The organism is bacterium, assembly GCA_035307765.1.
Taxonomy (GTDB): Bacteria; Sysuimicrobiota; Sysuimicrobiia; order Sysuimicrobiales; family Segetimicrobiaceae; genus Segetimicrobium.
The window spans coordinates 36098-62672 of record DATGHU010000013.1; the positions used below are offsets into that span (position 1 = coordinate 36098).

25 protein-coding genes are annotated in these 26575 nt (G+C 68.9%); 12 read left to right on the forward strand and 13 right to left on the reverse strand.

What is annotated here, in order from left to right:
* Window positions 1-61: 61 nt before the first annotated feature.
* Both VKV57_04775 and lexA read left to right on the forward strand, forming a co-directional pair.
* Entirely contained in the window at window positions 62-826 is a 765-nt protein-coding gene (locus VKV57_04775) for an SDR family oxidoreductase (GenBank protein HLW59224.1), read from the forward strand.
* A 114-nt stretch (window positions 827-940) separates the two neighbouring features.
* The gene (lexA, locus tag VKV57_04780) at window positions 941-1555 is read left to right on the forward strand and encodes a transcriptional repressor LexA (GenBank protein HLW59225.1); all 615 of its coding nucleotides are present in this window, start codon (window positions 941-943) and stop codon (window positions 1553-1555) included.
* A gap of 38 nt (window positions 1556-1593) precedes the next feature.
* On the opposite strand, the gene hflX is transcribed toward lexA, so the two are convergent.
* The 4 genes from hflX to VKV57_04800 form a co-directional block, all read right to left on the reverse strand.
* On the reverse strand, window positions 1594-2820 hold the full coding sequence (gene hflX, locus VKV57_04785; GenBank protein ID HLW59226.1) for a GTPase HflX: 1227 nt from the start codon (window positions 2818-2820) through the stop codon (window positions 1594-1596).
* Window positions 2821-2942: 122 nt separating this feature from the next.
* Window positions 2943-4127, reverse strand: a complete 1185-nt coding sequence (locus VKV57_04790) for an LL-diaminopimelate aminotransferase (protein HLW59227.1) — start codon at window positions 4125-4127, stop codon at window positions 2943-2945.
* Window positions 4128-4171: 44 nt separating this feature from the next.
* Complete coding sequence (gene miaA / locus VKV57_04795; GenBank protein ID HLW59228.1) at window positions 4172-5113, reverse strand: tRNA (adenosine(37)-N6)-dimethylallyltransferase MiaA; 942 nt, start codon at window positions 5111-5113, stop codon at window positions 4172-4174.
* 9 nt (window positions 5114-5122) lie between these two features.
* Entirely contained in the window at window positions 5123-6139 is a 1017-nt protein-coding gene (locus tag VKV57_04800) for a hypothetical protein (protein HLW59229.1), read from the reverse strand.
* A gap of 78 nt (window positions 6140-6217) precedes the next feature.
* Between VKV57_04800 and mutS the strand changes: the two genes are divergently transcribed.
* Together mutS and mutL are read left to right on the forward strand one after the other, a co-directional pair.
* Entirely contained in the window at window positions 6218-8923 is a 2706-nt protein-coding gene (gene mutS / locus VKV57_04805) for a DNA mismatch repair protein MutS (protein HLW59230.1), read from the forward strand.
* Window positions 8920-10653, forward strand: a complete 1734-nt coding sequence (mutL, locus tag VKV57_04810) for a DNA mismatch repair endonuclease MutL (GenBank protein HLW59231.1) — start codon at window positions 8920-8922, stop codon at window positions 10651-10653. The genes mutS and mutL overlap by 4 nt, the downstream gene beginning before the upstream one ends.
* 80 nt (window positions 10654-10733) lie before the next feature.
* Here mutL and miaB read toward each other — a convergent pair whose 3' ends face one another.
* Window positions 10734-12068, reverse strand: coding sequence for a tRNA (N6-isopentenyl adenosine(37)-C2)-methylthiotransferase MiaB (gene miaB / locus VKV57_04815; GenBank protein HLW59232.1), 1335 nt, complete (start codon window positions 12066-12068; stop codon window positions 10734-10736).
* A 122-nt stretch (window positions 12069-12190) separates the two neighbouring features.
* On the opposite strand from miaB, the gene VKV57_04820 reads away from it, so the two are divergent.
* Window positions 12191-12622 carry a hypothetical protein gene (locus tag VKV57_04820; protein ID HLW59233.1) on the forward strand — a complete coding sequence of 144 codons (432 nt, stop codon included), beginning with the start codon at window positions 12191-12193 and terminating at the stop codon, window positions 12620-12622.
* 13 nt (window positions 12623-12635) lie between these two features.
* Here VKV57_04820 and VKV57_04825 read toward each other — a convergent pair whose 3' ends face one another.
* From VKV57_04825 to VKV57_04845, 5 genes are all read right to left on the reverse strand, one after another.
* Window positions 12636-13106 (reverse strand): hypothetical protein, encoded by a 471-nt coding sequence (locus VKV57_04825; GenBank protein ID HLW59234.1) that lies wholly within the window; start codon window positions 13104-13106, stop codon window positions 12636-12638.
* Window positions 13099-13575 carry an MOSC domain-containing protein gene (locus tag VKV57_04830; protein ID HLW59235.1) on the reverse strand — a complete coding sequence of 159 codons (477 nt, stop codon included), beginning with the start codon at window positions 13573-13575 and terminating at the stop codon, window positions 13099-13101. The genes VKV57_04825 and VKV57_04830 overlap by 8 nt, the downstream gene beginning before the upstream one ends.
* Window positions 13576-13696: 121 nt before the next feature.
* The gene (locus tag VKV57_04835) at window positions 13697-14986 is read right to left on the reverse strand and encodes an MFS transporter (protein HLW59236.1); all 1290 of its coding nucleotides are present in this window, start codon (window positions 14984-14986) and stop codon (window positions 13697-13699) included.
* A gap of 29 nt (window positions 14987-15015) precedes the next feature.
* Window positions 15016-16203, reverse strand: coding sequence for an acyl-CoA dehydrogenase family protein (locus VKV57_04840; protein HLW59237.1), 1188 nt, complete (start codon window positions 16201-16203; stop codon window positions 15016-15018).
* Between the two features lie 54 nt (window positions 16204-16257).
* On the reverse strand, window positions 16258-17475 hold the full coding sequence (locus VKV57_04845) for a CoA transferase (GenBank protein HLW59238.1): 1218 nt from the start codon (window positions 17473-17475) through the stop codon (window positions 16258-16260).
* A gap of 106 nt (window positions 17476-17581) precedes the next feature.
* Here VKV57_04845 and VKV57_04850 point away from each other — a divergent pair, with 106 nt between their 5' ends.
* On the forward strand, window positions 17582-18064 hold the full coding sequence (locus VKV57_04850; GenBank protein ID HLW59239.1) for a YbaK/EbsC family protein: 483 nt from the start codon (window positions 17582-17584) through the stop codon (window positions 18062-18064).
* 39 nt (window positions 18065-18103) lie between these two features.
* Here the strand turns inward: VKV57_04850 and VKV57_04855 are convergent, their stop codons facing one another.
* From VKV57_04855 to VKV57_04865, 3 genes are all read right to left on the reverse strand, one after another.
* Complete coding sequence (locus VKV57_04855; protein ID HLW59240.1) at window positions 18104-19075, reverse strand: serine/threonine-protein kinase; 972 nt, start codon at window positions 19073-19075, stop codon at window positions 18104-18106.
* Between the two features lie 21 nt (window positions 19076-19096).
* Window positions 19097-19801, reverse strand: coding sequence for a protein phosphatase 2C domain-containing protein (locus tag VKV57_04860; protein ID HLW59241.1), 705 nt, complete (start codon window positions 19799-19801; stop codon window positions 19097-19099).
* A gap of 74 nt (window positions 19802-19875) precedes the next feature.
* Window positions 19876-20505: a response regulator gene (locus VKV57_04865; GenBank protein ID HLW59242.1), complete on the reverse strand. Its 630-nt coding sequence runs from the start codon at window positions 20503-20505 to the stop codon at window positions 19876-19878.
* 280 nt (window positions 20506-20785) lie between these two features.
* Between VKV57_04865 and VKV57_04870 the strand changes: the two genes are divergently transcribed.
* The 6 genes from VKV57_04870 (at window position 20786) to VKV57_04895 (ending at window position 26565) form a co-directional block, all read left to right on the forward strand.
* Complete coding sequence (locus VKV57_04870; protein ID HLW59243.1) at window positions 20786-21034, forward strand: hypothetical protein; 249 nt, start codon at window positions 20786-20788, stop codon at window positions 21032-21034.
* Window positions 21035-21229: 195 nt separating this feature from the next.
* The gene (locus VKV57_04875) at window positions 21230-22765 is read left to right on the forward strand and encodes an APC family permease (protein ID HLW59244.1); all 1536 of its coding nucleotides are present in this window, start codon (window positions 21230-21232) and stop codon (window positions 22763-22765) included.
* 115 nt (window positions 22766-22880) lie between these two features.
* Window positions 22881-23825: a sugar ABC transporter permease gene (locus VKV57_04880; GenBank protein ID HLW59245.1), complete on the forward strand. Its 945-nt coding sequence runs from the start codon at window positions 22881-22883 to the stop codon at window positions 23823-23825.
* Window positions 23822-24679 (forward strand): carbohydrate ABC transporter permease, encoded by an 858-nt coding sequence (locus VKV57_04885; protein ID HLW59246.1) that lies wholly within the window; start codon window positions 23822-23824, stop codon window positions 24677-24679. The genes VKV57_04880 and VKV57_04885 overlap by 4 nt, the downstream gene beginning before the upstream one ends.
* Window positions 24680-24760: 81 nt before the next feature.
* Window positions 24761-25702 (forward strand): sugar ABC transporter permease, encoded by a 942-nt coding sequence (locus VKV57_04890; protein HLW59247.1) that lies wholly within the window; start codon window positions 24761-24763, stop codon window positions 25700-25702.
* Window positions 25699-26565 carry a carbohydrate ABC transporter permease gene (locus VKV57_04895; protein ID HLW59248.1) on the forward strand — a complete coding sequence of 289 codons (867 nt, stop codon included), beginning with the start codon at window positions 25699-25701 and terminating at the stop codon, window positions 26563-26565. The genes VKV57_04890 and VKV57_04895 overlap by 4 nt, the downstream gene beginning before the upstream one ends.
* The last annotated feature ends 10 nt before the right edge of the window (window positions 26566-26575 follow it).

Consider the following 26575-nt stretch of genomic DNA (forward strand, 5'->3'; position numbering starts at 1 on the left):
ACCGCGGATCACCGCCTCGGAGATGATTATATCAGGGTCCGAACGGCGAGAGGAGCCCCGGGTGACGGCGCCGTATAGCGTGGGCATGGACGCTCCGCTTGCCCACCGCGTGGCCTTGGTGACCGGAGGCGGCACCGGGATTGGTCGGGCGATCGCGCTCCGCCTTGCCGACGACGGCGCGAACGTCGCGGTGAATTACAACCGGTCCCGGGAGGATGCGGAGACGACCGCCGGCGAGATCCGCGAGCGCCGCCGCGGGGGAATCGCCGTGCAGGCGGACGTCTCGCGCGACCAGGAAGTCCGGGCGATGATCGAGCGGGTGGTCCGCGAGTGGGGACGGCTGGACATCTTGGTCAACAATGCCGGGACCACCGTGTTTGTCGAGCACAAGAACCTCGATGGGCTGACCGCGGACGTCTGGGACCGCATCTTCGACCTCAACGTGAAAGGGACGTTCTACTGCATCCGTGCGGGGGCCAAGGTCATGACCGAGGGGCGGATCATCAATATCGGATCCGTCGCCGGGGTGAGCGGAGCGGGAAGTTCGATCGCCTACGCCGCCAGCAAGGGAGCCATCCACACGATGACGAAGTCCCTCGCCCGGGTGCTGGCGCCGAAGATCACCGTGAATACGATCGCCCCGGGTCTGATCGAGACCCGATGGCACGCCGGCAGGGAACCCGAAATTGCCAGAGCTGCCGAGCGGTTCCCTGCCGGGCGGATCGGTGCCCCAGCCGACATCGCACACATCACAGCCGCGCTCGCCGCATCGGACAATTTTCTCACCGGACAAATCATCGTCGTCGACGGCGGGGCCCTGCTCTAATCGCCAGGAAGATGACGCCGGAGTAGCGAACACCTGTTTGCGCCCCGGTGATTGTTGTGTTATAATCCGGGAACGTTCGCAGGCGACTGACGGGGAGTGTGGGGGGGCTGGAGTGTGGGCAAAGGGCTGACGAAGCGCCAGCGCGAGATTCTGAACTACGTCATGGATAATATGCAATTGCGCGGATACCCGCCCTCGGTCCGCGAGATCGGAGCGGCATTGGGGCTGACGAGCAGCTCGACCGTCCACAGCCACCTCACTGCCCTGGAGAAAAAGGGATTCATTCACCGCGACCCAAGCAAGCCGCGCGCGATTGAGATCTTGAAGGACGGCGCCAGCCAACCTCCCAAGCGGGTCGTTAACGTCCCCGTGTTGGGGCGCATCGCCGCGGGGCATCCGCTGTTCGCCGAAGAGAACGTTGAGGATGTCTTTCCCCTCCCCCGCGACCTCGTCCGGGAAGACGCCTCGTTCATCCTCCGCGTGCGCGGGGACAGCATGATCGAAGCGGGCATCTACGACGGCGATTACATCGTCGTGCGACAGCAGGCGACGGCCAACAACGGGGAGATCGTCGCCGCGCTCCTCGGCGAGGAGGCGACGGTCAAGCGCTTCTATCGGGAGCGCGACCACATCCGTCTCCAACCCGAGAACCACACCATGGCACCCATCCTCACCCGCGATGTCACGATCCTCGGAAAGGTCGTGGTCCTGATCCGCCGACTCCCCTAGCCGGTCGCTGACGACGGGGGCCGGCGCGCCCGCCGCGGCTACCCGCGCCCTTCCGCCAGGTACGGTCGGAACCGGTCGAGGCCGCTCGCCGGAATCTCAGCTTCCACGGCCACCCCGTCATCCCGATCGTCGCGTCGGAGCACGCGGCCGTGCGCGTAGATCTGCGCCAGCACCCGGCCGTCGGCGTACGGAATCAGGAGACTGACCCGCCGGGCGGGATCGGGCAGCCGCTGGGAGATCCGCCGCAGCAGGTTCACCAGCCCCACTCGGTGGAGCGCGGAGATCGGCACGGCATCGGGGATCTCGGCCTGGATGTCCCGCAGCACCTCGCGCGTGATGCGGTCCTGTTTGTTAATGGCGTTCACCCGCGGGGTCTCCGCGGCCCCCAACTGCACCAGGACGTCTTCCACCGCCGCCATCTGCTCCGCCCAGCGCGGATGGGCCCCGTCGATGACGTGGACGAGGAGATCGGCGTCCGCCACCTCTTCCAGCGTTGCCCGAAAGGCGGCGACGAGATCGTGCGGCAACTTCTGAATGAACCCGACGGTGTCGACCAACAGCACTGGACGGTGGTTGGGGAGCCGCGCCTTCCGCACGGTGGGGTCCAGCGTGGCGAAGAGTTTGTCCGCGGTCATCACGCCGGCCTCGGTCAGGCTGTTGAGAAGTGAGGACTTCCCGGCGTTCGTGTACCCGATCAGCGCGACCAACGGGAGCGCGGCGTCGTGGCGCACCTGCCGTTGCAAACGCCGGTGCTGCCGCATCGCCGCAATCTCGCGATTGAGATCCGTGATCCGTGCCCGGATCCGCCGCCGATCGGCCTCGAGCTTCGTCTCGCCCGGCCCCCGGGTGCCGATGCCGCCGCCCAATCGCGACAGCACCACCCCGCGCCCCGCCAGCCTGGGCAGCAGGTACGTCATCTGGGCGAGCTCGACCTGAAGCCGTCCCTCTCGGGTGCGCGCACGCTGCGCGAAGATGTCGAGCACGAGCGCCGTGCGGTCGAGGACCTTGGTATCAATCCGCCGCTCGAGATTCCGCTGTTGGGCAGGGGTCAGTTCCTCGTCAAAGATCGCCAGGTCCGCGCCCATCTCGAGGACGCGCGCCCGAATCTCCTCGACCTTCCCGCGCCCCACGAACGTCGTGGGATCGGGACGGGCCCGCCGCTGGACGATGATCCCCACCACGGACGCTCCGGCGGTCTCCGCCAGCCGCGTGAGCTCCTCGAGTGTCCCGCCGTCGTCGTCTGAAGACGTGAGCCCGACCAGCACCGCGCGCTCCGACCGCCCGTCCGCGACTTGAAAGAGAGAGGAACGCTCGCGGTCCGCTGGATGAAGCCCCCGACGAAGCTTGCGGCCTTGAGGGGTCCCCGTGGTCCGGATCGTCCTTCCCCCTACCGGATCGTCGGGGGGGCGGCCACCCTCAACCGGTCCCGGATCCGCCGGATCGCCTCCGCGAACCGGTCGTCGGACGCCGTCAGGGAGACGCGGATATAGTCGGTTCCCCGTTCGCCGTACCCCACGCCGGGTGCCACCGCGACCCCAGCATCCTCGAGCAGGTGCGCGGCGAAAGACACCGAGGTGTAGCCGGCGGGCACCGGAACCCAGAGATAGAAGGTCGCCCGCGGCATCGGCACGTCCAACCCGGCTTCGCGCAGACCCTTCACGACCGCGTTTCGCCGGGCCTCCCAGATCGCCACGCGCTCGCGGACCGGCTCTTGGGGACCGGTGAGGGCCGCCACGCCCGCGGCCTGAATCGCCGCGAACTGCCCGCTGTCGATGTTGGTCTTGAGCGTGCCCAAGGCCCCGAGCGCGTCGGCGTTCCCGACGGCAAACCCCAAGCGCCATCCCGTCATGCAGTACGTCTTGCTCAGCGAGTGGAGCTCGATTCCGACCTCCATCGCCCCCCGGGCCTGCAGGAAGCTCGGCGGTCGGTATCCCTCATACGCGATCTCCGAGTAGGTGTTGTCGTGAACGATCAGGATGCCGTGCCGGCGCGCGAAATCGGCGACGTCGTTGAAAAAAGACAGATCGGCGGTGGCGGCGGTGGGATTGTTTGGGTAGTTCAAGAAGAACACCTTCGCCCGGCGGGCGACCGCGTCGGGAATCGCCCCCAGGTCGGGCAGCCATCCCTGATCGCGGCGCAGTGGCACCGGATAGGGTTCCCCCTCCGCCATGATCGTGGCGGTCGCGTACACCGGGTACCCTGGGTCGCTCACCAGCGCAACGTCGCCGGGATTCACGAACACCCAGGGAATATGCGCCAGCCCTTCCTTCGAACCGATCAGCACCAGCGTCTCGCGGTCTGGGTCGAGGGAGACGCCGAAGCGGCGCGCGTACCATCCCACGATCGCGCGCCTGAGGTCGGCGGTGCCCTGGTAGGGCGGATAGGTATGCGTCGCCGGGTTGCGCGCGGCGTCGGTGAGCGCTGCGATGATGTGCGGGGGGGTGGGGAGATCGGGATCCCCAATCGAGAGGTTGATCACATCGACCCCCGTCGCCCGAAGCGCAGCCCGCTTCCGATCCAGGTCGGCAAACAGGTACGGCGGTATGCTCTGCATCCGGCGTGCGAGCTCCATTCAGGCCCTCCCCCACTCGGTGATGCCTTCCGACTCCCGAGTGGTTACATCGTGATCATAACACGGATTTGCTCGGCCACCGCCTCGGGGGGGGCTTCGCCAACGTCCAGCCACCGGTAGCGCCGGTCGGCGCGAAACCAGGTCGATTGCCGCTTTGCGTACCGCCGGGTGTTGCGCCGGAGAATCTCACCGGCCTCCTCCAGCGACACGCTGCCGTCTAGGTGCGCGGCGATCTCCTTGTACCCCAGCCCTTGGAGCGCCGGGAGCGTTCTGGAGAATCCCGTCCGAAGCAGCGAGCGGACCTCCTCCACCAGGCCCGCCGCCAGATGCTGGTCGATCCGGCGGCGGATCCGCGCCTGCAGCAGACTTCCGTCCATCGTCAGCGCGAACATGGCGACCCCCGGCACCGGCGCGCGGTCGACGGTCGCCGGGAGCAGCGCCTGCTGGAGCATCGAGATCGGCACCCCCGTGCCGGCGTGCACCTCGAGGGCGCGAATGATCCGCCGGACGTTGTGCGGATGCACCCGCATCGCCGCGGCGGGGTCCACCAGGAGAAGCCGCCGGTAGAGGGTTCCCGGACCGCCGGCGTGTTCTTCTGCTTCCAACTCCGCGCGCAGGGGCCAGTTCGGGGGGGCCGATGGGATCCGGAGATCGTCCACGACCGCCCGAATGTACAGCCCCGTCCCTCCCACCAGCAGCGCGACGCGGTGGCGCCCGCGGATCCCCTCAAGGGCGACCCGGGCGAGGCGCTGGTAGTCGGCGAGGGTGACGATTTCGTCTGGAGCCGCGACGTCGATCAGGTGGTGCGGCACGCGCCGCCGGTCCTCCGGGGTCGGCTTGGCCGTGCCGATGTCCATCCCCCGGTAGAGCGTCCTGGAGTCGGCAGAAACGATCTCGGCGTCGAGCCGTTCGGCGAGCGCGACCGCGATCGCGGTCTTTCCGATGGCGGTCGGTCCCCCGATGACGATCAGGGCGGGAGCGCTCACCCCGCGGGCCTAGTGTCTCCGCCGGCGCCGGCGGCGCCGCGCGGGCGGGACGACGGAGGCGGGGGGTGCGACCACCGGGCCCCCCGCCGGAACGACGGGGGTGGGCGTCGGGGTCGCGTCGGCAGTTGAGGCGCGAGCGGTCACGGCCGGGGTGCCGGTCAGCCGCGAGCGGTGGGGACGGTCATCGAGCCAGACGAACTGGCGAGGGGCGGACCTCCGATCGAACGCGTAGAACCCCTGATAGAGCGAGCGGGCGATCTCCACCGCCTTCGCCGCGTTCTCGGCGGAGAGCAACGCCTCGATCCGCGTCTCCCCGCCCCGACCGGCGTGCTGCACGTCCTCGTACTCCCCCTTATAGTGGGTGAGCATGTTTCGCCAAGTTCGCAGCTCGGACATGGCGCGGAGCTCCTTGCCCTCCTCGCCGAAGGTCTTCCCCGTCTTGCTCACGAGACGCGTGACCTCCATCCACTTGCCCTCCGGCGACATCCGATCGTAATGCCGATACCGGCCGCCCAGCCGATCCGCCCCGACCATGTTGATGAACGCCTCCAGGGCGAGGAACGACATCAGGAGCGCGACCAAGCTGTGAGTCTGCTCCCCCTCCCGGTTTGGCGGCGAGGCGTGCGCGCACCGCGCCGCGGCATCCGCATGCTCGCGGGCGAGGGCAAACATTGTCTGCTCGAGATGGGTTCGCTCCCATGCCTGCTCCCCCGTCCCCGCCTCCGCCGCCGCTCCCCCCACCGCAGCCGGGCTGGGAGGGACACCGGGAGATGCGGGGAGCGCGGCCGGAGATTTTCTGGTGGGACGGCGCCGCCGACGCCGGATCGGCTTGGCCGCGCCCCCGACCGCCGGCTGGTCCGAGGGCGTGACGCCCGGCGCCTGCCCGTCCGTGCTGGATTCGGTGGCAACGTCCCTGAACACGGGGGCGATCGGAGCCGGCGGGGGCGCCGGCAATGCGGAGGGCGCCTCCGGGAGGGGAGTGATCCCGGCGGGGCGGTGCCGCCGGCGCTGCCTCGGCCTGGTCATACATCTCAGTTCGGCGGCTCCGCTCGCGCCTCCCCCCAAGGGGGACCCCGACCGGGGGCGCCGAAGAAAGGGGTGGCCATGAGCAGCCTTACCCCGATGATGCAGCAGTACCGCTCGCTGAAGGATCAACACCCCAACGCGGTTCTGCTCTTCCGCCTCGGTGATTTCTTCGAAGCGTTCGACGAGGACGCGGCCATTGTGGCGCGCGAGCTCCAGCTCACCCTGACGAGCCGGCCGGTGGCCAAGGGCCGGCGAATCCCGATGTGTGGCATCCCCCATCACGCGCTGCACACCTACGTGCGACGGCTGATCGATCGGGGACACCGGGTCGCGATCTGCGACCAGGTCGAGGATCCGAAACACACGCGGACGCTGGTTCGCCGGGAAGTCGTCCGCATCGTCACGCCGGGCACCGTGATCGAGGACGACCTCCTCACCCCCCGCGAGAACAACTTCCTTGCCGCGGTGATGCGGCGACCGCGGTCGACGCGAGGGGCCGAGGGGGCAGGTCGGGCCGACGGCTGGGGGATGGCTTGGGCCGACCTCTCCACCGGCGAGTTCTTCGCGATGGAGGGAGAGGCCGGGGTCGAGCTGTCCGACACGCTGGCGCTGTGGCACCCGCGAGAGGTTCTGGTTCCCGATGATCCCGAGATGATCGCGGTCACCGTCGAGGGGATCACCACCACGCCATGCGACGCGCAATGGTTCGACCCCGAGGCCGCGGCTCGCATCCTGCGCGACCATTTGGGGGTGGCGACCCTCGACGCCTTCGGGCTCGCGGAGGCCCCCCTCGCCACCGGCGCGGCAGGAGCGCTCATCCTGTACCTCCGCGAGACCCAAAAGGGCGCGCTGCCGCACCTCCGCAACCTCCGACTGATCCCCCGCGAATCCGCGCTGGTCTTCGATGAGGCCACCCAGCGGGCGCTCGCCCTGTGGCCGGCGTCGAGGGACGGCAGGGGAGGCGAGACGCTCCTCGATGTGCTCGATCTGTCGGAGACCCCGATGGGCGGCCGACTCCTCAGGCGGTGGCTGCAGCACCCCTTGATCGATCTCGCCGCGCTCGAGGCGCGCTTGAATGGAGTGGAATCCTTCGTCGGCAACGCCTCCGCCCGCGAGGCGCTGCGCGCCCGCCTGCGGACCGTGGGGGACATCGAGCGGTTGGCCGGGCGGCTGGCCCACGAGGCGGGGTCCCCTCGCGACCTCGCCGCCCTCCGGAACTCCCTCCAGGCGCTGCCGCCCATTCCGCCGCTCCTCGCCGGGATGGCCGACGTCGGCATCCAGGGGTTCCTGCCGGCCCTTGCGGTCCCGCCGGAGGTCGGCGAGCTTCTGCAGCTTAGCCTGGTCGATGCCCCCCCGCTCTCTCCAAAGGACGGTGGGCTGATCCGGCCGGGGGTCGACCCCGAAATCGACCGCCTGCGTGCGGGGAGCCGGGAGGCCCGCGAGTGGATGGCGGCGTTGGAGGCGGCCGAACGCGCCCGAACCGGCATCCGCAGCCTCAAGGTCGGCTACAACCAGGTGATGGGCTACTACATCGAGGTAAGCAAGGCCAACGAACGCCTCGTCCCGCCCGACTACATCCGCAAAGGGACGCTGGTCGGCGCGGAGCGGTACATCACGGCGGAGATGAAGGACCGCGAGGCGCTGATCCTGACGGCGCAAGAGCGCATCGCGATGCGGGAATACGAGGTCTTCTGCGCGCTTCGCGACGCCGTCCGCGCCGACCTCGGCCCGCTCCAATCCGCCGCCCGCGCGCTCGCCGAGCTCGACGCCCTGTCCGCGCTCGCCGAGGTCGCGGTCCGCCACCGCTACGTCCGGCCGCGTCTCTCCCTCGACGGGGGCCTGCGAATCGTGGAAGGGCGGCACCCCGCGGTGGAGCGGGCGATCGGCCCCCAGCGGTTCGTCCCAAACGATCTCTCCCTGGGGGTCGACGGCCGCACCATCCTCATCGTCACCGGTCCGAACTTCGGCGGGAAGAGCACCTACATCCGCCAGGCCGCGCTCATCGTGATCATGGCCCAGATCGGCTCCTACGTTCCCGCGCGGGAGGCGGAGATCGGTCTGGTCGACCGGATCTTTACCCGGGTGGGGGCCACGGACGACCTCACCGCCGGACGCAGCACATTCCTGAACGAGATGATCGAGGTCGCCCGCATCCTCACCCAGGCCACGGCCCGCAGCTTGGTGATCTTAGACGAGGTCGGCCGGGGCACCAGCACGTACGATGGGATGAGCCTGGCCTGGGCCGTCGTCGAGGACCTGCACGACCGGGTGGGGGCCCGCACCCTCTTCGCCACACACTACCACGAGCTCACGGAGCTGGCCCCCCAACTCGCCCGCGTGGGCAACATCCAGGTCCTCATCAAGGAGGCCGGCCGGGATATCGTGTTCCTCCACCGCGTCGCCGACGGAGCGGCGGCGTCGTCCTACGGGATCCATGTGGCTCGCCTGGCCGGGGTCCCCGAGCCGGTGATCGAGCGGGCACGCGAGGTGCTGGCGGGGTTGGAGGCAGCCTCCGGATCCGCGCGGCCCCCCCGCGGTCGACGGGGCCCGTCGCGCGGCCGGCAGCTGCCGCTGCTGCTCCCCTCCGCCGTCGAAGAGGCCCTCCGCCAAGCCGATCTCGCCCGGATGACCCCGCTCGATGCCTTGAACTTCCTGTCCACCCTGCGGGCGCAGCTCGAGCCGAAGACCGCCACGCCCGAGGCCCCCGAATCCGACCCCGGCGGGGGCGGGCGATCCGGCAGCACCGTGATCCCGTTCCCCCCGCGTCCCCAACGCGGATCATGACGCAGAGCCCGATCCAAGTCCTTCCCCGAAGCGCCGCGGAACGCATCGCGGCCGGCGAGGTCGTAGAACGCCCGGCGTCGGTGGTGAAGGAGCTGGTCGAGAACAGCCTCGATGCGGAGGCCCGCCGCATCACCGTCGAGATCGCCGGGGCGGGCCGGCGGCTGATCCGGGTCAGCGACGACGGCACGGGGATCCCGCAGGTGGAGCTCCGGGTCGCCTTCCAGCGGTTCGCGACCAACAAGATCCGCAGCGCGGAGGATCTGCAGCGGCTCCACACCTATGGGTTCAGGGGCGAAGCGCTCCCCAGCATCGCCGCCGTCGCGCGGGTTCAGATGGTGACGCGCCCCGCCGGCGAGGAGGCGGCCCGCATTCTCGTCTCCGGGGGCACCGAGGAAGCCGTCGGCCCCGCCAGCGGCCCCTACGGGACCACCGTCGCCGTGGAGGACCTCTTCTTCAACACCCCGGCGCGGCGGCAATTCTTGAAGTCGCCCGCCCGCGAGGCCGCGGTGATCGTCGAGACGGTCGAGGCGCTGGCCCTGGCCGCGCCGGAGGTGGGCTTCCGGCTGGTCGATGACGGGCGCGAGGTGTTCTGGTATCCCCCGGAAGGGTTCTTCGAGCGGGCGCGGCGCGTGCTGGGGTCGCAGGCGGCCGAGCAGGCCATCGACCTGTCGGCCGGTGGTGGGATCGCGGCACTCGCCGGGGTGCTCGGCATGCCCCAGGTCGCGCAGCGGCGGCGGACGCACCAGTGGTTCCTCGTCAACGGCCGTCCGGTGCGGAGCCCTCTGCTGGCCCGCGCGCTCGCCCAAGCCTACCACACGCTGATCCCGGACGACCGGTACGCAGCGGCGGTGCTCGGCCTTCGCTTGCCCCCCGCCGAGGTCGACGCCAACATCCACCCCCGCAAGACCGAGGTCCGGTTCGTCCGCGAGCGGCAGATCTTCGACGAGGTCGTGCGCGAGGTCCGGCGCGCTCTGCACCGCGTGCCGCTGCTGCACGTCGTCCCGTCAGATGCGGCCGGAATGGCCCGCGAGGACCCGGCTCCGATCCCGGCCGCCCGCGGATCGTCTCCCGATCTGCGCGTTCCTCCGACCGCGCCCGCAACGGGAGGGACCCTCTGGGAAGCCGGGGCCCCGCTCACGGATCGACGGTGGCCGGCGATCAGGGTGATCGGGCAGCTGGCCCTCACGTATATCGTCGGCCAATCCGGCGGAGATCTCGTCTTGATCGACCAGCACGCGGCCCACGAGCGCGTCCTCTACGAGCAGTTGATCGCGCGCAAGACTGGCGAAGGCGGGCGGGCCCAAGGCCTCGCGGTCCCGGAAGTCGTGGAGTTGACGCCGGGCGAAGCCGCGCTCCTGCCGGAGCTGGCGCCCGCGCTGGAGGAACTCGGATTCGGCATCGAGGACTTCGGGCGGGCAACGGTCCGGCTTTCGTCGGTGCCGGCGATCGCGGCCGCCCGGGCGCCGGGGGACGTGTTCCGCGCCTGCCTCACGGATCTCGCGGACGATCACGGCGCGCACGCCGGCCGGTCACTCGAAGAGCGGCTGGCGATTGCGACCGCCTGTCACACCGCCGTGCGGGCCGGCGATCCTCTGAACGCCGAGACGATGGCGGATCTCCTCACCGCCCTGGCGCGGGCGAAGGACCCGTTCTCGTGCTTCCACGGACGCCCGACACTGGTGAGGGTTCGAGGGGCCGAGATCGAGAAATGGTTCTACCGCCGGACGTAACCGCCGGACGGGGTCGACCCCCCGGGCGCCCGCCCTCCCTGGACGCCATCGACGGACGGCACTGAACCGCAGGTGCCCGCTCAGGTGCGGACGCCGGCGGTCTCACGCCCTCGGAGCACCCAGGAACCCGCCGCGGTGATCTCCACCACGACCGTCGAGCCGACCAGGCGCTCGTCCCCCTCAAGGGTCACCACCTTGTTCGTCCGGGTGCGACCGACGACACCCCCCCGGGCGCCGGGGCTGTCCACGAGCACCTCTTGAGGGGTCCCCACGAGCCGCTGGTTGACCTCGCAGGCGACGCGCTCCACCACGCGGTTGAGATCGAGGAGGCGGCGCCGGGCGATTTCGTCGGGGACCTGGTCGGGGTATCCCGCAGCGGGGGTGCCCTGGCGGGCCGAGTAGATCGCCGTGTTCATCGCGTCGAACCGGACCTCGTTGACCAGCCGAACGGTCCCTTCGAACTCTTCCTCGGTCTCGCCGGGAAAACCGACGATGGCGTCGGTGGTCACGCTTGCGGCCGGCACCGCTTCGCGGATCGCGGCCACGGTGTCCCGGTACTGCGCGGTCGAGTAGGCGCGGTGCATGCGCCGGAGCACCCCGTCGTCCCCCGATTGCACGGGGAGATGGATGTGCTCGCAGACCTTCGGCAGATCCGCCACCGTGCGGATCAAGGCGCGGGTCATGTCCCGGGGGTGGCTGGTGGTGAACCGGATCCGTTCGATCCCATCCACTTCGTGCACGAGCCGCAGCAGATCCGCCAAATTGCACCGCGGGGCCAGGTCGTGCCCGTAGCTGTCCACGTTTTGGCCGAGCAGCGTGACCTCCCGATACCCCCGCGCCGCGAGGCCGGCGACCTCGGCGACGACCGTCGCTGGAGGCACGCTGCGCTCGCGCCCGCGCACGTAGGGCACGACGCAGAAGGTACAAAACTTGTTGCAGCCGTGGATGATGTTCACGAAACCGCGGACCGCGCTCCCCCGATGCGCCGGCAGGATGGGCAACGGATGGGCTCGATCGGATCGATCCCAGACCTCGTACACGGGCTGGCACCCGTCGCGGACCTGGCGAAGCAATTCCGGGAGCCGGTGGATGTTGTGGACGCCGAAGACCAAGTCCAGGTACGGGGCTCGGGCGCGAACCCGCTCGCGGTCCTTTTGCACCAGGCACCCGGCCAGCCCGAGGATCAGGCCGGGCCGGTGCCGCTTGAGGTCGCGCAGCTCCCCCAGCCGGCCATACGCCCGGTCATCCGCTCCCTCGCGGATGGTGCACGTGTTGATGAGGATCACATCGGCATCGGCGGGGCTGTCCGTCGGCTGGTACCCGAGCTCCAGCAGCAACCCCGCCATCGCCTCGGAGTCGCGGACGTTCATCTGGCAGCCTTGGGTGATGATATGAAAACGCGATCCCGTTGACATCGGCGTTCCCCCCGGGGAGTCTACGCCCCGCCCCCCGAATGGTCCTCCCGGGACGCCCCGCCCGCTCCCAAACAGGAGATTGCGGCGGCGCCTCGAAGAAGGGGCCAAAGGAGGGACCGATTATGCCGGCGGTCCTGATCGCGATCTGCTCGAATCCCGAGTGCACCCGGCACGCTGCCTCGGCGCGGGCGAGCGACCTCCCCGTGGACTGCCCCTCCTGCGGGGCGGTGATGCTCGCGCGATGCTGGAAGTGCGAGCGGCTGCTGACCAACCCGTTCACGTCCTACTGCGTCGACTGCGGGGTGCCGCTCAAGCGCATCCTCCCCCAGGTAACCCGGCCGGAACCCCTGCTCGCCATCTGCGCCAACCCCGAATGCAGCGGCGGGATCGAAACCCGCCACACGGTGACGTTTCCCTCCCGCTGCCCGCAGTGCCACTCGCCGCTCGTCTCACACTGCTGGAAGTGTGGCGCCCGGATCGTCTCGCTGGATCAGCACTACTGCCAGGGGTGCGGCGTCCCGCTCAAGCGGCTGCGCGCGATCTCCAACACCTAACCGCCCGGACCGGCTAGAGCTGAAAATCCACCAGCGCCGTCACGCCGACGCCCTGGATCCGGTGAATGTTACCGGGAAGGGGGTTGAGGCTGTCGACCGGGATCAGCGCCTTGATCCGCACCACGCTGAGGAACGATCCCTCGACCTGGGCCACGGCCTGCACCTTGTTCACCGCGGACGCCGGCCCCTGCACCTGGGCGGCTCCAATGTACGACCCGGGGTTGCTCGAGACGATGCCGATCCCCACGCTCAGAATCGGCACTACCTTGGTCATCTGCGTGTTCTGCGCCTTGTTGTTCAGCATCAACTTGTTGATCGCGTCGTTGATCTGGGGGCCGTAGAGCTTGACGACGTAGCCGATGCCGAACAACTTGATGCCTTGAATGATCAGGTTCCCCTGGCCCATCACCGGCTGAATCGCTCCGCCGATCAGCACCCCCGCGAGAAGGGCCGTGACGACCCACACTGCAAAGACCCTACGCATTGTCGCCTCCTATCCACTCGATCGTCTCCCCGACGGCGATCGTTCCCGTCGCCAGGACCCGCGCGTAGACACGAGCATCGCCGGGGTGATGCTGGTGGTGGATCCGATCGAACGCACCGTCGCGGAACGACCCGCGTATCGTCCGGCACGGAGTCGTGTATCGGGTGACCTCGAGCACGACGTCCCCGCACCGAAAGCGCGCCCCCGGTGCGGCCAGCGACCAATCCAACCCCTCGACGGTGAGGTTTTCGCCCGCGGTGCCGGGCGCGATTGGATGCCCCTCCGCCGCCACGCGCTGGATCGCCTCGAACGAGTACAGGCAGATCGCGGCGTCCAGTCCGCCATGGCGGGGATCGTCGTGTCCGTCCCCCTCGACCCCCGCCGAGCCGATGTGCGCCGAGGGGACGGGACGCTTGGGAACTCCGCCGTGTGAGATGTTGATCTGTCTGACGATCCCGCGAGTGTTCATCGGACGGAAACTCATCCTCCTTCGTGATGCTGCCGGCGCTTGTGGGGGCGCGGCGCCCGGGGACCGCCGTTATGGGCGGGAGCCAACCCCGACACGATGGTAATACCCGCGGCCGGATGGTTCAAGCGACGCCGGCCGTCTCCTCGAGCGACCTCCCGGCGGTCTCCTCTCCCAAAAAGAGGATGATCAGGGCGGCGACGACAAGGGTGAAGGCGAAAATGCTCAAGGCGGGCCCGCGCCCGGTCGTCCACGACCGCATCACGATCCCCAGCATCGCGGGCGCCAGGATCGCGCCCGTGCGGCCCGCCGCTGACGCCCACCCCATCGCCGTCGCCCGAATCCGGGTCGGGTACAGCTCCGCGGCGTAGCTCAGGATCACCGGCCAGGATGCCAGCACCCCGCCGGCGAGGGTCATCGCCGCCGCGAGAATCCCGGCCTCGGTGCGTGCCGCGGCGACCCCCACAGCCCCCGCCGCGCCCAGGACCAGGCCGCAGATGATCACGGGCTTGCGTCCCACCCGGTCGATGAGCAGTGTCGCCGCGACCACCGGCAGGCCCATCACGATCGCGACCAGGAGCGAGGCTTGATCGGGGTTGGGGAAGCCTTGAGCCGACAGGAGCGCCGGAAGCAGGATGATCGGGCCGTTGTAGGCCCCGATCATCACGAACCAAACGGCCCAGATCAAGAAACTGTGCCGCCGGAACCGCGGGCTCCACAGCTCGGCGAGGTGCGCGAAGATCGAGGCGCGTCCGGCTTGCTCCTGGTCTGGGAGTTCGAGGGCCACCCCATAGCGCTCGGAGAGGGTTCGGGCCAGCGCCTCTGCCTCGCGGCGCCGGCCGTGGGCCAGCAGGTACCGGGGCGACTCGGGGACGAGCCATGGGCCGATCACGGCCAGGACGACGGGCAGCAGCCCGACCAGGAAGACCGCGCGCCACCCCAGCCCGTGCCCCGCGACCACGCCGCCGACCGCCGCCAGGATCCACCCGAGAATCCAGACGACCTGCGTCCACCCGATCAGCGCGCCGCGGGACCTGCGGGGGGCGAACTCCCCCACCAGGCTTGTCGCCACCGGGGCCACCCCGCCGAAGCCGATCCCGGCGAGGAAGAGGGCGAGCACGATCCAGGAGAGCGACGGCGCCAGCGCCGCGGCGCCGGTGCCCAGGCTGCTGAGCGCGACCGTCGCGCCGAAGCCGACCCGGCGCCCCACCCAGTCCGCCACAAATCCCATAAGGAGGCCGCCCGCGAGCTGCCCCGCCCCCGCGGCCATGATCAGCAGCCCGGCTTGCCCCGGCGTCAGCCCCCAGGACGCTTTGAGCCCCAGCAGCGCAAAGCTGAGCACCCCCAGGTTCATCCCGTTGCTGCCGAATGCCAGGCCGGCGAGGATGGTGACCCGGACGGGGAGCCTTCCCATCCCGGACCGGACCTGCGCGACCGCCTGCATCACGACGGGACGGCGCCAAACGCGTCGATCCCCGTGATATCGCGCCCGAGGATCAACGTGTGGACGTCGTAGGTACCCTCATAGGTGTCGACGGATTCGAGGTTGGCGGCGTGCCGCATCGCGTGATATTCCAGGGTGATCCCGTACCCGCCGAGAATGGTCCGCGCCTCCCGAGCGACGCGCAGCGCCATCCGGACATTGTTCCGTTTCGCCATGCTCACGTGGGTGTACCGCATCGTGCCGGCATCCTTGAGCCGACCGAGCTGGTACGCAAGCAGCTGGGCGGTGGTGATCTCGGTCAGCATGTTCACCAACCGCTCCTGAATGATCTGCGTCGCCGCGATCGGCCGGCCGAACGCGATCCGACCGCGCGCATACGCCAAGGCTTCCTCGTAACAGGCCATCGCCGCGCCCACCGCCCCCCAAGCGATCCCGTACCGAGCCTGCGTCAGGCAGCCCAGCGCCTTCCCCAGCCCGGTGGCCCCGGGGAGTGCGTCCTCGTCTCGGATTCGGACGTCCTCCAGCACCAGCTCGCTCGTCACCGAGGCGCGCATCGAGGCCTTGGTATGGATGTCGTGCGCGGAGAACCCCGGCGTGTGGGGATCGACCAGGAACCCTCGGATCTGCCCATCCTCCGTCTTGGCCCAGATCAGCGCGACATCGGCGAGCGACCCATTGGTGATCCACATCTTCGTTCCGTCGAGCACCCACCCGCCGTCCGTGCGGCGCGCGCGGGTCTGCATCGCCGCCGGATCGCTGCCGGCGTTGGGCTCGGTGAGTCCGAAACAGCCGATCTTTTCGCCCGCCGCCATCGGGGGCAGCCACCGTCTGCGCTGCGCCTCGCTCCCGTACGCAAAGATCGGGTACATGACGAGCGCGCCCTGCACCGAGGCGAACGACCGCACGCCGCTGTCCCCCCGCTCCAGCTCCTGCATGATCAGCCCGTAGGCAACGTTGGTGATGCCCGCGCACCCGTACTCCTGGGGCAGGGTGGCGCCAAACAGCCGGAGGGCGCCGAGCGTCTGGACCAGGTCGCGCGGAAATTCGCCCGCGAGCCAGGCTCGGCCGATGCGAGGGATCACCTCGCGGTCGACCAACCGCGCCACGGTCTCCCGGGTCAGCCGCTCTTCCTCGGTGAGCAGTGGATCGATGTTGAAGTAATCGAGCATGCCCGTCCCTGTCGTCATGGGCCAACCATTCGCGGACGATCGGGGGTCTCCTGTGCTCCGCCGCGCCCGGGACTACACCACCCCCTCGCGCCGGAGGCGGGCGATCTCCTCCGCCGCCAGGCCGAGCTCGGCGAGCACGTCGTCCGTGTGCTCCCCCAGAAGGGGGGGCGGCCGCCGGATCGACCCCGGCGTGGCGGAGCATTTCACCGGCAGTCCCGGGATGGCGATGCGCCCGGCGGTCGGGTGGTCGATCTCGACGAGCATCTCGCGCGCGCGGACCTGTGGGTCGCGGACGATTTCATCGACCGTGGAGATCGGCCCGCAGGGCACGCCCGCCGCGGTCAGCGCCTCGAGCCATTCCGCCGCGCGGCGGGTTCGGAACAGAACCTCGAGCAGCGGGATCAACTCGTGCCGGTTGCGGATCCGGTCCGGGTTGGTGCGGAACCGCAGGTCGTCGGCGAGCCCGAGGCCGGCCAATTCGCAGAACCGGCGGAAGAGGCGGTCGTTGCCCGTCCCGAGCGTGATGTAGCGGCCATCGGCGCAGAGAAACGCCTGGTACGGAACAACCGTGGCGTGCGCGGATCCCCGGCGGGGAGGGATCTCCCCCGAGGCCAGGTAGATTCCCGTGTAGTAGGACAGCCAGGAAATTTGTGCGTCCAGCATGGACACATCCAGCGACTGACCGACGCCCGTGCGGTCGCGGGCGAAGAGCGCCAGCGTGATCGCGTACGCCGCGTACATACCGCCGGCGATGTCGGTGATCGGCACGCCGACCCGCACCGGCCCCCCTCCCTCTTCCCCCGTCGTCCCCATCACGCCGCCCATCCCCTGGAGGATGAGGTCGAACGCGGAACGGTCGCGGTAGGGACCGGTCTGCCCAAATCCCGAGATCGCGCAGTAGATCACCCGCGGGTTCCGTCGACGCAAGACCTCCTCGCCGATCCCGAGCCGGCTCATCGTGCCGGGGGTGAAATTCTCGACCACGACGTCGGCCCGGTCCACCAGTCGGAGGAAGATCGCGGTCGCTTCAGGATGCCGGAGGTTGAGGGTCAGACTCCGCTTGTTGCGGTTCACGCTGAGGAAATAGATGCTCTCCCCCCCCGCGAACGGTGGACCCCAGGCTCGGGCGCCGTCGCCCTCGCCGGGCGATTCGATCTTCAGCACCTCCGCTCCGTAGTCCGCCAGCATCGCGGTACCGAACGGGCCGGCCATGAACCGGGTCAGATCGACGACCCGGACCCCTTCGAGCGGGGACGTCGGTGCGACTGCTCCTGGTGATGTGCGCGCCACAGTGCCCTCCCGTGAAGTGCCTGCATCTGCGCATTCGTCTCCGCGGATGACGCCATTGTACCCCGCCCCCCGGGGCGGCGGAAGGGGCGGCGAGGGGCAGCGCCAAATGCCCATCCAACCCATGAAAACCGAGGCCGTGCGCGCGCTCGACGATTTGGCCATCCCCTACACGCTCCGCCGATTCAAGGCGACGGCCCTCTCCGCCGAAGAAGCGGCCCTGGCGCTCGGGGCGCCCCTGGCTGCGATCGTCAAGACTCTCGTCCTGCGTGGTGACCGCACCGGGGTGCTGCGGGTGTGCGTGGGGGGAACCAAACGCCTCAGCCTGAAAAAGCTGGCCCAGGCCTCGGGGAACAAGCGGGTCGACCTGGTCCCGGTGGCCGATCTGCGTCGTCTCACCGGATACCTCCGCGGCGGGGTCTCCCCCCTCGGCGGCCGAACGAAGCATCCGGTGTACTGCGACGTCTCGGTGCTGGGCGTCGCTCGGGTGTTCGTCAACGGCGGGATGCGCGGACTCCAGCTCGAACTCGAAGCGGAAGCGCTGATCCGGGCGACCGGCGCGATCGTCGTCGAGGTCGGGGAGGACGTCTGACGCCGGGGCGGCCGGGCCCAGCGCGGGCCGAAGACGCGCTCAGCGCCGCGCCAGCAACTCCGCGATCAGCACCAGCGCCGCCGTCCCCAGCGCGACGAGCCCGAGGATGATGAACGGATGGCGGAGGAGACGGTCGCGGATCGGGGCGCCTAGGGGGGGGTCTCGCCGGGCCAGCACATTCAGATCCACCGACTCGGGATGGCGGAGCGCCCGAGCGAACTCCTCCGCGTTCGGGTACCGCTCCTGCTTCCGGCGACGCATGGCCCGGGCGGCGACCGCGGCCACCGCCGGGGGAACGTCGCGCCGCCGCCGGGTGAGCGGCTCAGGATCCATGTTGAGATGTTGGTACATCGTGCTGAGCGGGTTCGTGCTCCGGTACGGCGGGCGCCCGGCGAGCAGTTCGTACAGGATCACGCCAAGCGCGTAGACATCCGCCTCCGGGCCGCCGCGCTCCCCCTGGATCTGCTCGGGGGCCATGTACTCGGGGGTCCCGACGAGGCCGGAAAACCCGCGCCAGGTCACGCGCGGTGCGCCCTCGAGCAGCGCGATCCCGAAGTCGATGATCTTCACCCGATCGCCCTCACTCACCAGGACGTTCTCCGGCTTGAGATCGCGATGATAGACGCGGTGTTGGTGGCAGTAGGCGACGACCTCCGCCAGGTTGGCGCCGATGTCGACGGCACGCCCCACCGGGAGGGGGCGCGCGGGATCGATCAGCGTCCGCAACGAGTCCCCCTCGGTGTACTCGAGGGCGAGAAACGGGGGGTGGGCATCCTCCTGGGCGTCGAGGAGTCGGGGAACGCCGGGATGGTGGAGCAATCGGCCGATCGCTACCTCCCGCCGGAACCGCTCGTACGCGGCGACTTCGCCCAACCGGGTGGGCTCGAGAAACTTCAGCACCACCGCGGCTTGAGACCGAAGATCCTTCCCTTGAAATACCGCCGCCTCTCCGCCCCTCCCCAGCGGGCGCTCGACGAGGTACGGGCCGACGCGGTCACCGGGGGTTGGCATGCGAGGAGGGGCGGGACGGGTTCAGGTTGGGATCCGGGCGGCTACGACGGTCAGGTTGTCAAACCCGCCCCGCCGCTTGGCTTCGGCGACACACGCGGCGGCCGCGGCGGCCGCCGAAGAGCCCGCGAACGTCGCGCGGATTTCCTCGGGCTCCAAGTGCTCGAAGAGCCCGTCCGTCGAGAGGACAAAACAGTCCCCGGGGCAGGCCTCGCCGCGTTGCAGGTCAACCGCGACCAGGAGATCCCCCCCGATCGTACGGGTCAGCAGGTGCCGGTGCGGGTGGCGGGTCGCACGCCTCGCGGACACGAGCCCGAGGCGGCGCATCTCCTGCACCATCGTGTGGTCCCGTGTGAGTTGGCGCAGCGATCCGCCGCGCATCAGAAATGCTTTGGAATCTCCGACGTGCCCGATCCAATAGCGGCTGCCGCATAGGACGAGCGCCGTCAGTGTGGTCTGCATCCCCGCCAATCCCGGGTGGCCCGCCCGGAGATGGCAGATGTGCAGGTTCGCGCGTTCGACCGCCCGGCGGAGCGCCCGCCCGGGATCGCCGCCCGGCCCGAGATAGTATTCCTGGATCACCGCGTGAGCGGCCTCGGCGCTGGCCACCGCTCCTCCCCCCGACCCGCCGACCCCGTCCGCGACCAGGAACAGGCTACCGCGGCTGTCGAGCAACGCCCGATCCTCGGGGATCTCGCAGCGGTGATAGTCCTCATTCTTTGGCCGCACTCTGCCCGGATCTGTCGATGCGCCGAAATCGAGGGTAGCCGGGCGGGGGGGCGCGGGCCCCTTGTGAAGGCGCATCACCCCACGTCTCCGGACGCTTCGCCCTCGAGCGCGATGACGGCCTCGGCGACCTCGGCCAGCGTTCTGCGGGAGGTCCGGGCCAGTCGGCGCAGGCGGGAGGTCGCTTGGGCCCCGGTGAGCTGATACCGATCCCGCAGAATGCGGGCGGCCGCCTCGAGGCGGAGCGCGACCCGGCCTTCCACCCCATCGTCGTCCCGGGCCTCGTCTCCCGACGCCGGCTCGCTCCCGCGACTCAACCACCACAGGTCCGCAAAGCGTGCGCGCGCCACCTCGATCGCCGGGGCGACGTCCGACTCCCGCACGGGTTTCATCAGGTAGGCCAGGACTCCCGCGTCCGCCGCCTCCTCCACCAGACTGCGCTGGTTATACGCCGTGAGCACGATGATCGGCACGGGGTGAGTGGCCATGATCCGGCGGGTCGCTTCCAACCCGTTCATCCCCGGCATCTTGATGTCCATGAGCACGACGTCGGGGCGCAGCGCCGCGACTTTCTGCAGCGCCTCCCGGCCGTCGGCCGCTTCGCCCACCACCTCGTAGCCCAGATCCTTCAGGATCGCCCGCATCCCCATCCGGATCAGGGCCTCGTCGTCGACGAGGAGAATGCGCCCTTTCGACGGTTCCTCCATCTGCCTTCCCCCCGCTGGAGCGCCCGATCCGGTGATCAAGAAAGCCGAGACGCCCCTCCGAAATGGCAGGGGCGTCTCGGCCCACGGCCATGCTATCACATGTCTCCGGCAATCTTCAAGAAGATCTTGGCAACCCTCCTGGAGCCTCCTCGCTCGACACGCGACCAATCCTCCACTTGGGGGATTGTTGATGATCCGGTCCCGGGCCATCATAGATGCGAGCACCAGGGTCCTCCCCCTGGCACTTGCTCGGGAGTGACGCCGAGGGAGGGGTGAGCGCATGATGGCGAAATTACAGCTGTTGTTGATCGGAGCCGCGTTCGTGACCCTGACGGCGTGTGTGGGGGGCGGCGGGGCCGATATCTCCACGACCGATCCGCTCGCCCTTGACGCCGTTTCACCGACGGGCGATCCGCCGGCGGATCCGCCGACGGTGCAGGTCCCGGAGCCCGGGAGCACGGTGCTCGCGGCGACCGCCCTGCTGGCGATGGGGGGGTTGGAGGGGATCCGTCGCCGCAAGCGTAAGTAGGCGGCGCAGCTCCCCGGAGGCGACCCGAGTCGCTTGAACAATTTGACAGGTTGACGGTCTCTTTGCTATAACCAAACCCAGCACCTCGATGTGCGTGAGGCCTCGACGCCAATCCGGTCTTCCGGATTGGCGTTGTGTTTCGGCCGCGACCGTGACGCCGCGGACCACCCCCAAGCGGAGAGGGATGGATCGCGCATGTCGACATCAACGGGTTTTCGAAAGAGCCTCACGCTCACGGGCGTGACGGTGAACGCGATGGCGCTCATCGCCCCCGGCGCCTTCTTGTGGATCACCTACCAGCTCCAGGCGGCTCAGGTCGATGCCGCCGGCACGTCCACGGCCTTGGACATCTGGCCGGGGCTCGCCCTGGCGCTCGTCATCGCTTTTCTCACGGCCATTTCCTACGCGATGCTGAGCGAGCGCTACCCGGATGCTGGGACCGGGTCGTCGTATTACTTCGCGGAAAAAGCGTTTCTCGACAAAGAGGAACACGAGTTCCACCGCTGGGCGCGGGTGGCGAAGTTCATTGTCGGGTGGATCTCCCACCTTTACTACTGGGTCTACCCGGGGGTGATGGTGGCGATGATGGCCACCATGATCGTCTACCTCGCCGGCCTGTTCAATCTCGCCGCTCCCCCGCTGGCGCAGGTCGCGATCGCCGTCGTGTTCTCGTTCCTGACCGGCTACGTAGCTTACCGCGGGATCAGCGGGTCGACCCTCGTCAGCCTGTTCATCAACGCCATCCAGATCGCCGCCCTGGTCGTGATCTCCGTCCTCGCCTTGAGTTACCGGTTCGGCAACCCCCACCACGTCGTGTTTCTGCACCCCACGCTGGCGAGCGTGCTCCTGCCGCACCGGTGGAGCCACGTGCTCTTTCAATCCACGATCGCCATTCTGCTGCTGGTGGGATTTGAGTCGGCCACCGCGTTCACGGCGGAGGCCCTCCACCCCAGCTTCGTCAGCCGGGGGGTGATCCTCTCCCTGATCCTGCAGGGGCTCGTCTGCTATCTCTTCGAGTACTTTGCGGCGGGCGCCTGGATCAACACGGCGTACACGGTCAAAGACGCCAGCGGGAAGCTCGTCGCCGGGTTCGCGGCCGCCGGTGCGTCCCAGGCGCCGATCGGGGACATGGTCCGGGTTCTCGGCGACACGCTGCTCGGCGGGATCGGCTTTTTCCTCCTCCTCATCGTCGCGGTCACGGTCGCGATCGCGGTGTTCGGCACCACGCTCGCCTGCATGAACACCGGGGTGCGGCTCAGCTATGCGATGGGGAGGGATGAGGAGATCCCCGCCATCCTCGGCCTGCTGCACGGGCGGTTCGCCACGCCGCACTTCGGGGTGCTGCTGATGGCCGCCGTATCCGCGGTGATCGGGGGGTTCGGCGTCCTCTCGGTGACGAATCTCACGGCCATGACCTTCCTCTCGAACATCGGGACGTTCCTCCTCTACGGGCTCACGAACGTCGTGGCGTTGGTTGCCTTCCGCCGGGACCCCGGGGCTCGCACCACCACCCACATCCTGATCCCGGCCCTTGGGATCCTCGCCAACGCGGCCATGCTTTTGGCCGTCCTCTACCTCGGGGTGCTGGGGGGCGGGGACACGCGGGTCGCGGCGCTGATCTCGATCGTGGCCACCGCTGGGTGGTGCCTCTTGGGGGTGGCGTACTTCATCGCCAACACTCGGGCGCGCGGCAGCCGGACCTGGGCACAGCGGCCGGTCGATCCCGCGTAGCGGGCCCCCGGGCATCGCCCCGCCCAGCGAACCTGCGGATCCTCGGAGACGGGCGTCGCAGGACCGCCCGTTCCCGGTGCGAGGACTTTCGCCCCCCTCCCCGGAAGAATCCCGTGTGGCCCAGGTCGACCTCGCCGCACCCAGGGCCGGCACGGTGCCCGCGATTGGCCCTTCAGCCCCGCCCCTTCGGCGGCGCCGTGAGATCCTCACCGCCTACCTCCTCCTCGCCCCGGCCCTCGTGTTGGTTCTGGGCTTCCTGGCCTATCCAATCGGCTGGGAGGTGTGGGCCAGCCTGACCGACCGCTCGGTGGAGCGACTCTCTACCAACTACGTCGGGCTCTACAACTACGTGCTGTTCCTCAATGATCCGGATTTCTGGACCGCCGCCCGCAACACGCTCGGCTACCTGGTCCTGACGGGCACGCTCAAACTGGCGGTGGGACTCGTCGTCGCGCTGTCGCTGGGCCGGACCCGCCGCGGCCGGTCGGTCGCCCTCCTGGCCGCGTTCCTCCCTTGGACGTATCCCGCCGGGGCCGCCATGATCGGCTGGTCTCGGTTCTTGAGCCCCCCGGTGCACACCGCGTACAGCATCCCAATGGGAAACCTTGCCGCGGCGTTCGACAGATCGCTGGGTACCGGAACCTGGGGGTTCCTCACGCTGGTCGTCTTCAACATCTGGCGCGGGGGGTCGTTCACCGGCATCTTCCTGCTCGCGGCGCTGAAGGGCATCCCCCAGGAACTGTTCGATTACGCCGCGCTCGAGGTACGCGACGCGTGGTCGCACTTCCGTCAGGTGACGCTTCCCCTGCTGCGGCCGTTCCTTGCGCTGGCGGCGTTCCTCTCCCTTACCACCGCCGTCACCGACCTCGGAAACGCGTGGCTCCAAACGGGCGGGCGCGACGTGTACCCGATCATCTGGACCCATTCGTTCCAGTACGCGCTCCTCGCCGGGCAATGGGGAAAGGCCTCTGCCCTCTCGCTGATCCTGGTCCCGCTCCTCGCCGTGTTCCTCTTCGCCTGTTACCGTCTCTTCGAGCCCCTCGAGGACGCCCGGGCATGACCACCCCACGGCGGGGGCGCGCACGGTGGATTGTGCCGGCGATCATCGGCCTGGGAAGCCTCTTCCCCATCTACATGATCGGGGTGGAATCCCTGAAATCCGTCCGCGAGGACGTCACCGGCAATCCTCTGATTGTGCTTCAGCCAACGCTGAAGTGGTACCTCGGCCTCTTCGATCCGGTGACGTGGCTGCGGGGTGAGGTCGCCGTACGTCGGATCCCGTTCCTGGTCTGGCTGGGAAACACCGCGATCGTCACCGCGACCGCCCTCGCCGTCACGCTCGTCACCAGCGTGATGGCCGCGTACGCCCTGGGTCGGCTCCGCCCTCCCGGCTGGCGTGTCTGGCGGCGCGTCCTGTTCGCCACTTACCTGATCCCGCAGACGCTCTTGTTCCTTCCGATCTACAATCTCGTCTTCCGGCTCCACCTGGATGATCACGTGATGGCCCTGGTCCTGGTGTACCCGGTGCTGGCGGTGCCATTTTGCGTCTGGCTGTTGTCCGCGTATTACCAGCGGCTGGCGCCCGAGGTCGAGGAGTCCGCGTACATCGAGGGGGCCAGCCGGTTGACCGCGTTTCTCAGGATCATCCTCCCGATGAGCTGGCCCGCGGTGGTCGCCGCGGGGATTTTCGCCTTGGGAGTGATCACCAGCGACTCGATCTTCGCGTCGCTCTTTCTGCCAAATCAGTTCCATCAAACCCTCGCCGCCGGCCTGGGGGCGATGGGCCCGAGCATGGATAACCTCTCGGTGATCGCCGCGGTGAACCTCGCGGCGTTGTCCGTGATGCCCCTCGCCGCCGCGTTTGCCGGAGTGTACATCCGTGGGCTGACCGCCGCCATGGTCGAAGGGGCCTAACGGGACGGGCGCCCCGCCGCTGGGAACCGGGTCTGGCCGCGATGCGTAGGATCACCGGGAGTCTTCGCGAAGAGGGATGACATGGCTCAGCAGATGACGGCGCCGTTGGCGACGCACAGCGGGGGGACCTCGGGCCGGCGGGATCTGACCCGGCGGCGGCGCGAGATCCTCGGCGCCTACCTCCTGCTGGCCCCGGCGGTGCTGCTGGTGATGGGTGTACTCGCCTACCCCCTCGGCTGGGAGTTCGTCGTCAGCCTCACCAATGACTCCGTGCTTAACCTGTCGACCCGCTTCGTGGGGTTCAGCAACTACGCGGGATTCCTCTCCGACCCGGGGTTCTGGCGCGCCACGGCCAACACGCTCGCCTATCTCGTGATCACCTCCGTCCTCAAGATGGCCGTGGGCATTGCGATCGCGCTCCTATTGGCCCGGCCTTTCCCCGGGAGGCCGCTGGTGTTCATCGCGGCGTTTCTCCCGTGGGCGTACCCCGGTGGGCTGGGGGCGGTCGGCTGGTATTGGCTGATGCTCCCGCCGCTACACTCCGCATTCTCCGGGGCGATGTCGGACCTCCGGCTGTTCTTCGACAACCTGTTGGGCCTGGGCACCTGGGGGTTCATCAGCCTTGTCACCTTCAACGTCTGGCGCGGCGGCTCGTTCGTAGGCATCTTCTTGCTCGCCGCCCTCAACGGCATCCCGCAGGATCTGTTTGATTACGCCGACCTCGAGGTCAAAAACGCTTGGCGGAAGTTCTGGATGGTCATTGTGCCGCTGCTCCGGCCGTTTCTGGCCCTGGCGACGTTCCTCTCGTTCGTCGGTGCGGTCGTCGACCTGGGCAACGTCTTCGATTTGTCGGGGTTCCGGAATGTGTACCCGATCGTCTGGACCCAGGCGTTTCACCTCGCCATCATCGGGGGGGAATGGGGACAGGCGGCCGCCCTGTCGCTGATCCTGATGCCGGTGCTGGTGCTGATCCTGCTCGCCTGTTACCGCGTGTTTGAACCGCTGGAAGAGGACGCGGCGTGAACGCGCCAAAGCGCTTCGGCCGGCTGGTCCACGGGAGCCTCCTCGTGCTCCTCGCCGTGTTCAGCGTCCTCCCGATCTACTTCGTGACGCTCGAATCGCTGAAAACGACGAAGGAGGACGTCTTCGGGAACCCCTTCTACGTCCTTCACCCCACCCTGGATTGGTATCAGGATCTGTTCGCCCCCGTCGGCTACCTCCACTACGGCCAGATCATCCAGCCCGCGGTGCCCTTCCTGGTCTGGGCAGGAAACACCGCGATCGTGTTCAGCGTCGCCCTCGCCGTGATCCTCACCGCGAGCCTCGCCGCCGGGTATGCACTCGGCCGCATGCGGCCGCCGGGGTGGCGTTGGTGGCGGCGGGGGTTGTTGGCGACCTTCCTCATCCCGCAGACGATCCTGTTTCTTCCGCTGTACCAGATGGTGTTCCGCCTCCATCTCGACGACAATCTCATGGCGCTGGTGCTGACCTACCCGATGCTGGCGATCCCGTTCTGTGCCTGGCTGTTCTCGATCTACTTCCAGAAGCTCAGCCCGGAGATCGAGGAATCGGCGTATATCGAGGGGGCCAACCGCTTCACGGCGTTCCTGAAGATCATCCTGCCGATGAGCCGCCCGGTGGTCATCGCAGCGGGGCTGTTTGCGCTCGGGGTGATCAGCAGCGACTTCATGTTCGCCGGCGTCTTCCTCCCCAACGAGTGGCACCAGACCATCGCCGCCGGGATGGCGACGATGGACGTCAGCCTGGAAGACCTGACGGTGGTGTCCGGGGTGAGCCTGGGGGGCCTGCCCGTGCTCGTGATCGCCGCGCTGTTTGCCGGCTCCTACGTCCGCGGGCTGACCGCGGCGATGATCGAAGGCGCGTAGGTCGGAGGAA

What these genes read in the sequence shown, in the direction of transcription:
- VKV57_04890 (HLW59247.1), top strand. Translation starts at nt 24,761, where the DNA reads ATGGCTCAGCAGATGACGGCGCCGTTGGCGACGCACAGCGGGGGGACC.
- VKV57_04830 (HLW59235.1), bottom strand. Translation starts at nt 13,575, where the DNA reads ATGAACACTCGCGGGATCGTCAGACAGATCAACATCTCACACGGCGGA.
- VKV57_04885 (HLW59246.1), top strand. Translation starts at nt 23,822, where the DNA reads ATGACCACCCCACGGCGGGGGCGCGCACGGTGGATTGTGCCGGCGATC.
- VKV57_04790 (HLW59227.1), bottom strand. Translation starts at nt 4,127, where the DNA reads ATGGAGCTCGCACGCCGGATGCAGAGCATACCGCCGTACCTGTTTGCC.
- VKV57_04800 (HLW59229.1), bottom strand. Translation starts at nt 6,139, where the DNA reads ATGACCAGGCCGAGGCAGCGCCGGCGGCACCGCCCCGCCGGGATCACT.
- VKV57_04870 (HLW59243.1), top strand. Translation starts at nt 20,786, where the DNA reads ATGATGGCGAAATTACAGCTGTTGTTGATCGGAGCCGCGTTCGTGACC.
- VKV57_04835 (HLW59236.1), bottom strand. Translation starts at nt 14,986, where the DNA reads ATGGGAAGGCTCCCCGTCCGGGTCACCATCCTCGCCGGCCTGGCATTC.
- VKV57_04840 (HLW59237.1), bottom strand. Translation starts at nt 16,203, where the DNA reads ATGACGACAGGGACGGGCATGCTCGATTACTTCAACATCGATCCACTG.
- VKV57_04825 (HLW59234.1), bottom strand. Translation starts at nt 13,106, where the DNA reads ATGCGTAGGGTCTTTGCAGTGTGGGTCGTCACGGCCCTTCTCGCGGGG.
- VKV57_04855 (HLW59240.1), bottom strand. Translation starts at nt 19,075, where the DNA reads ATGCCAACCCCCGGTGACCGCGTCGGCCCGTACCTCGTCGAGCGCCCG.
- VKV57_04875 (HLW59244.1), top strand. Translation starts at nt 21,230, where the DNA reads ATGTCGACATCAACGGGTTTTCGAAAGAGCCTCACGCTCACGGGCGTG.
- mutL (HLW59231.1), top strand. Translation starts at nt 8,920, where the DNA reads ATGACGCAGAGCCCGATCCAAGTCCTTCCCCGAAGCGCCGCGGAACGC.
- mutS (HLW59230.1), top strand. Translation starts at nt 6,218, where the DNA reads ATGAGCAGCCTTACCCCGATGATGCAGCAGTACCGCTCGCTGAAGGAT.
- VKV57_04865 (HLW59242.1), bottom strand. Translation starts at nt 20,505, where the DNA reads ATGGAGGAACCGTCGAAAGGGCGCATTCTCCTCGTCGACGACGAGGCC.
- miaB (HLW59232.1), bottom strand. Translation starts at nt 12,068, where the DNA reads ATGTCAACGGGATCGCGTTTTCATATCATCACCCAAGGCTGCCAGATG.
- VKV57_04850 (HLW59239.1), top strand. Translation starts at nt 17,582, where the DNA reads ATGCCCATCCAACCCATGAAAACCGAGGCCGTGCGCGCGCTCGACGAT.
- VKV57_04820 (HLW59233.1), top strand. Translation starts at nt 12,191, where the DNA reads ATGCCGGCGGTCCTGATCGCGATCTGCTCGAATCCCGAGTGCACCCGG.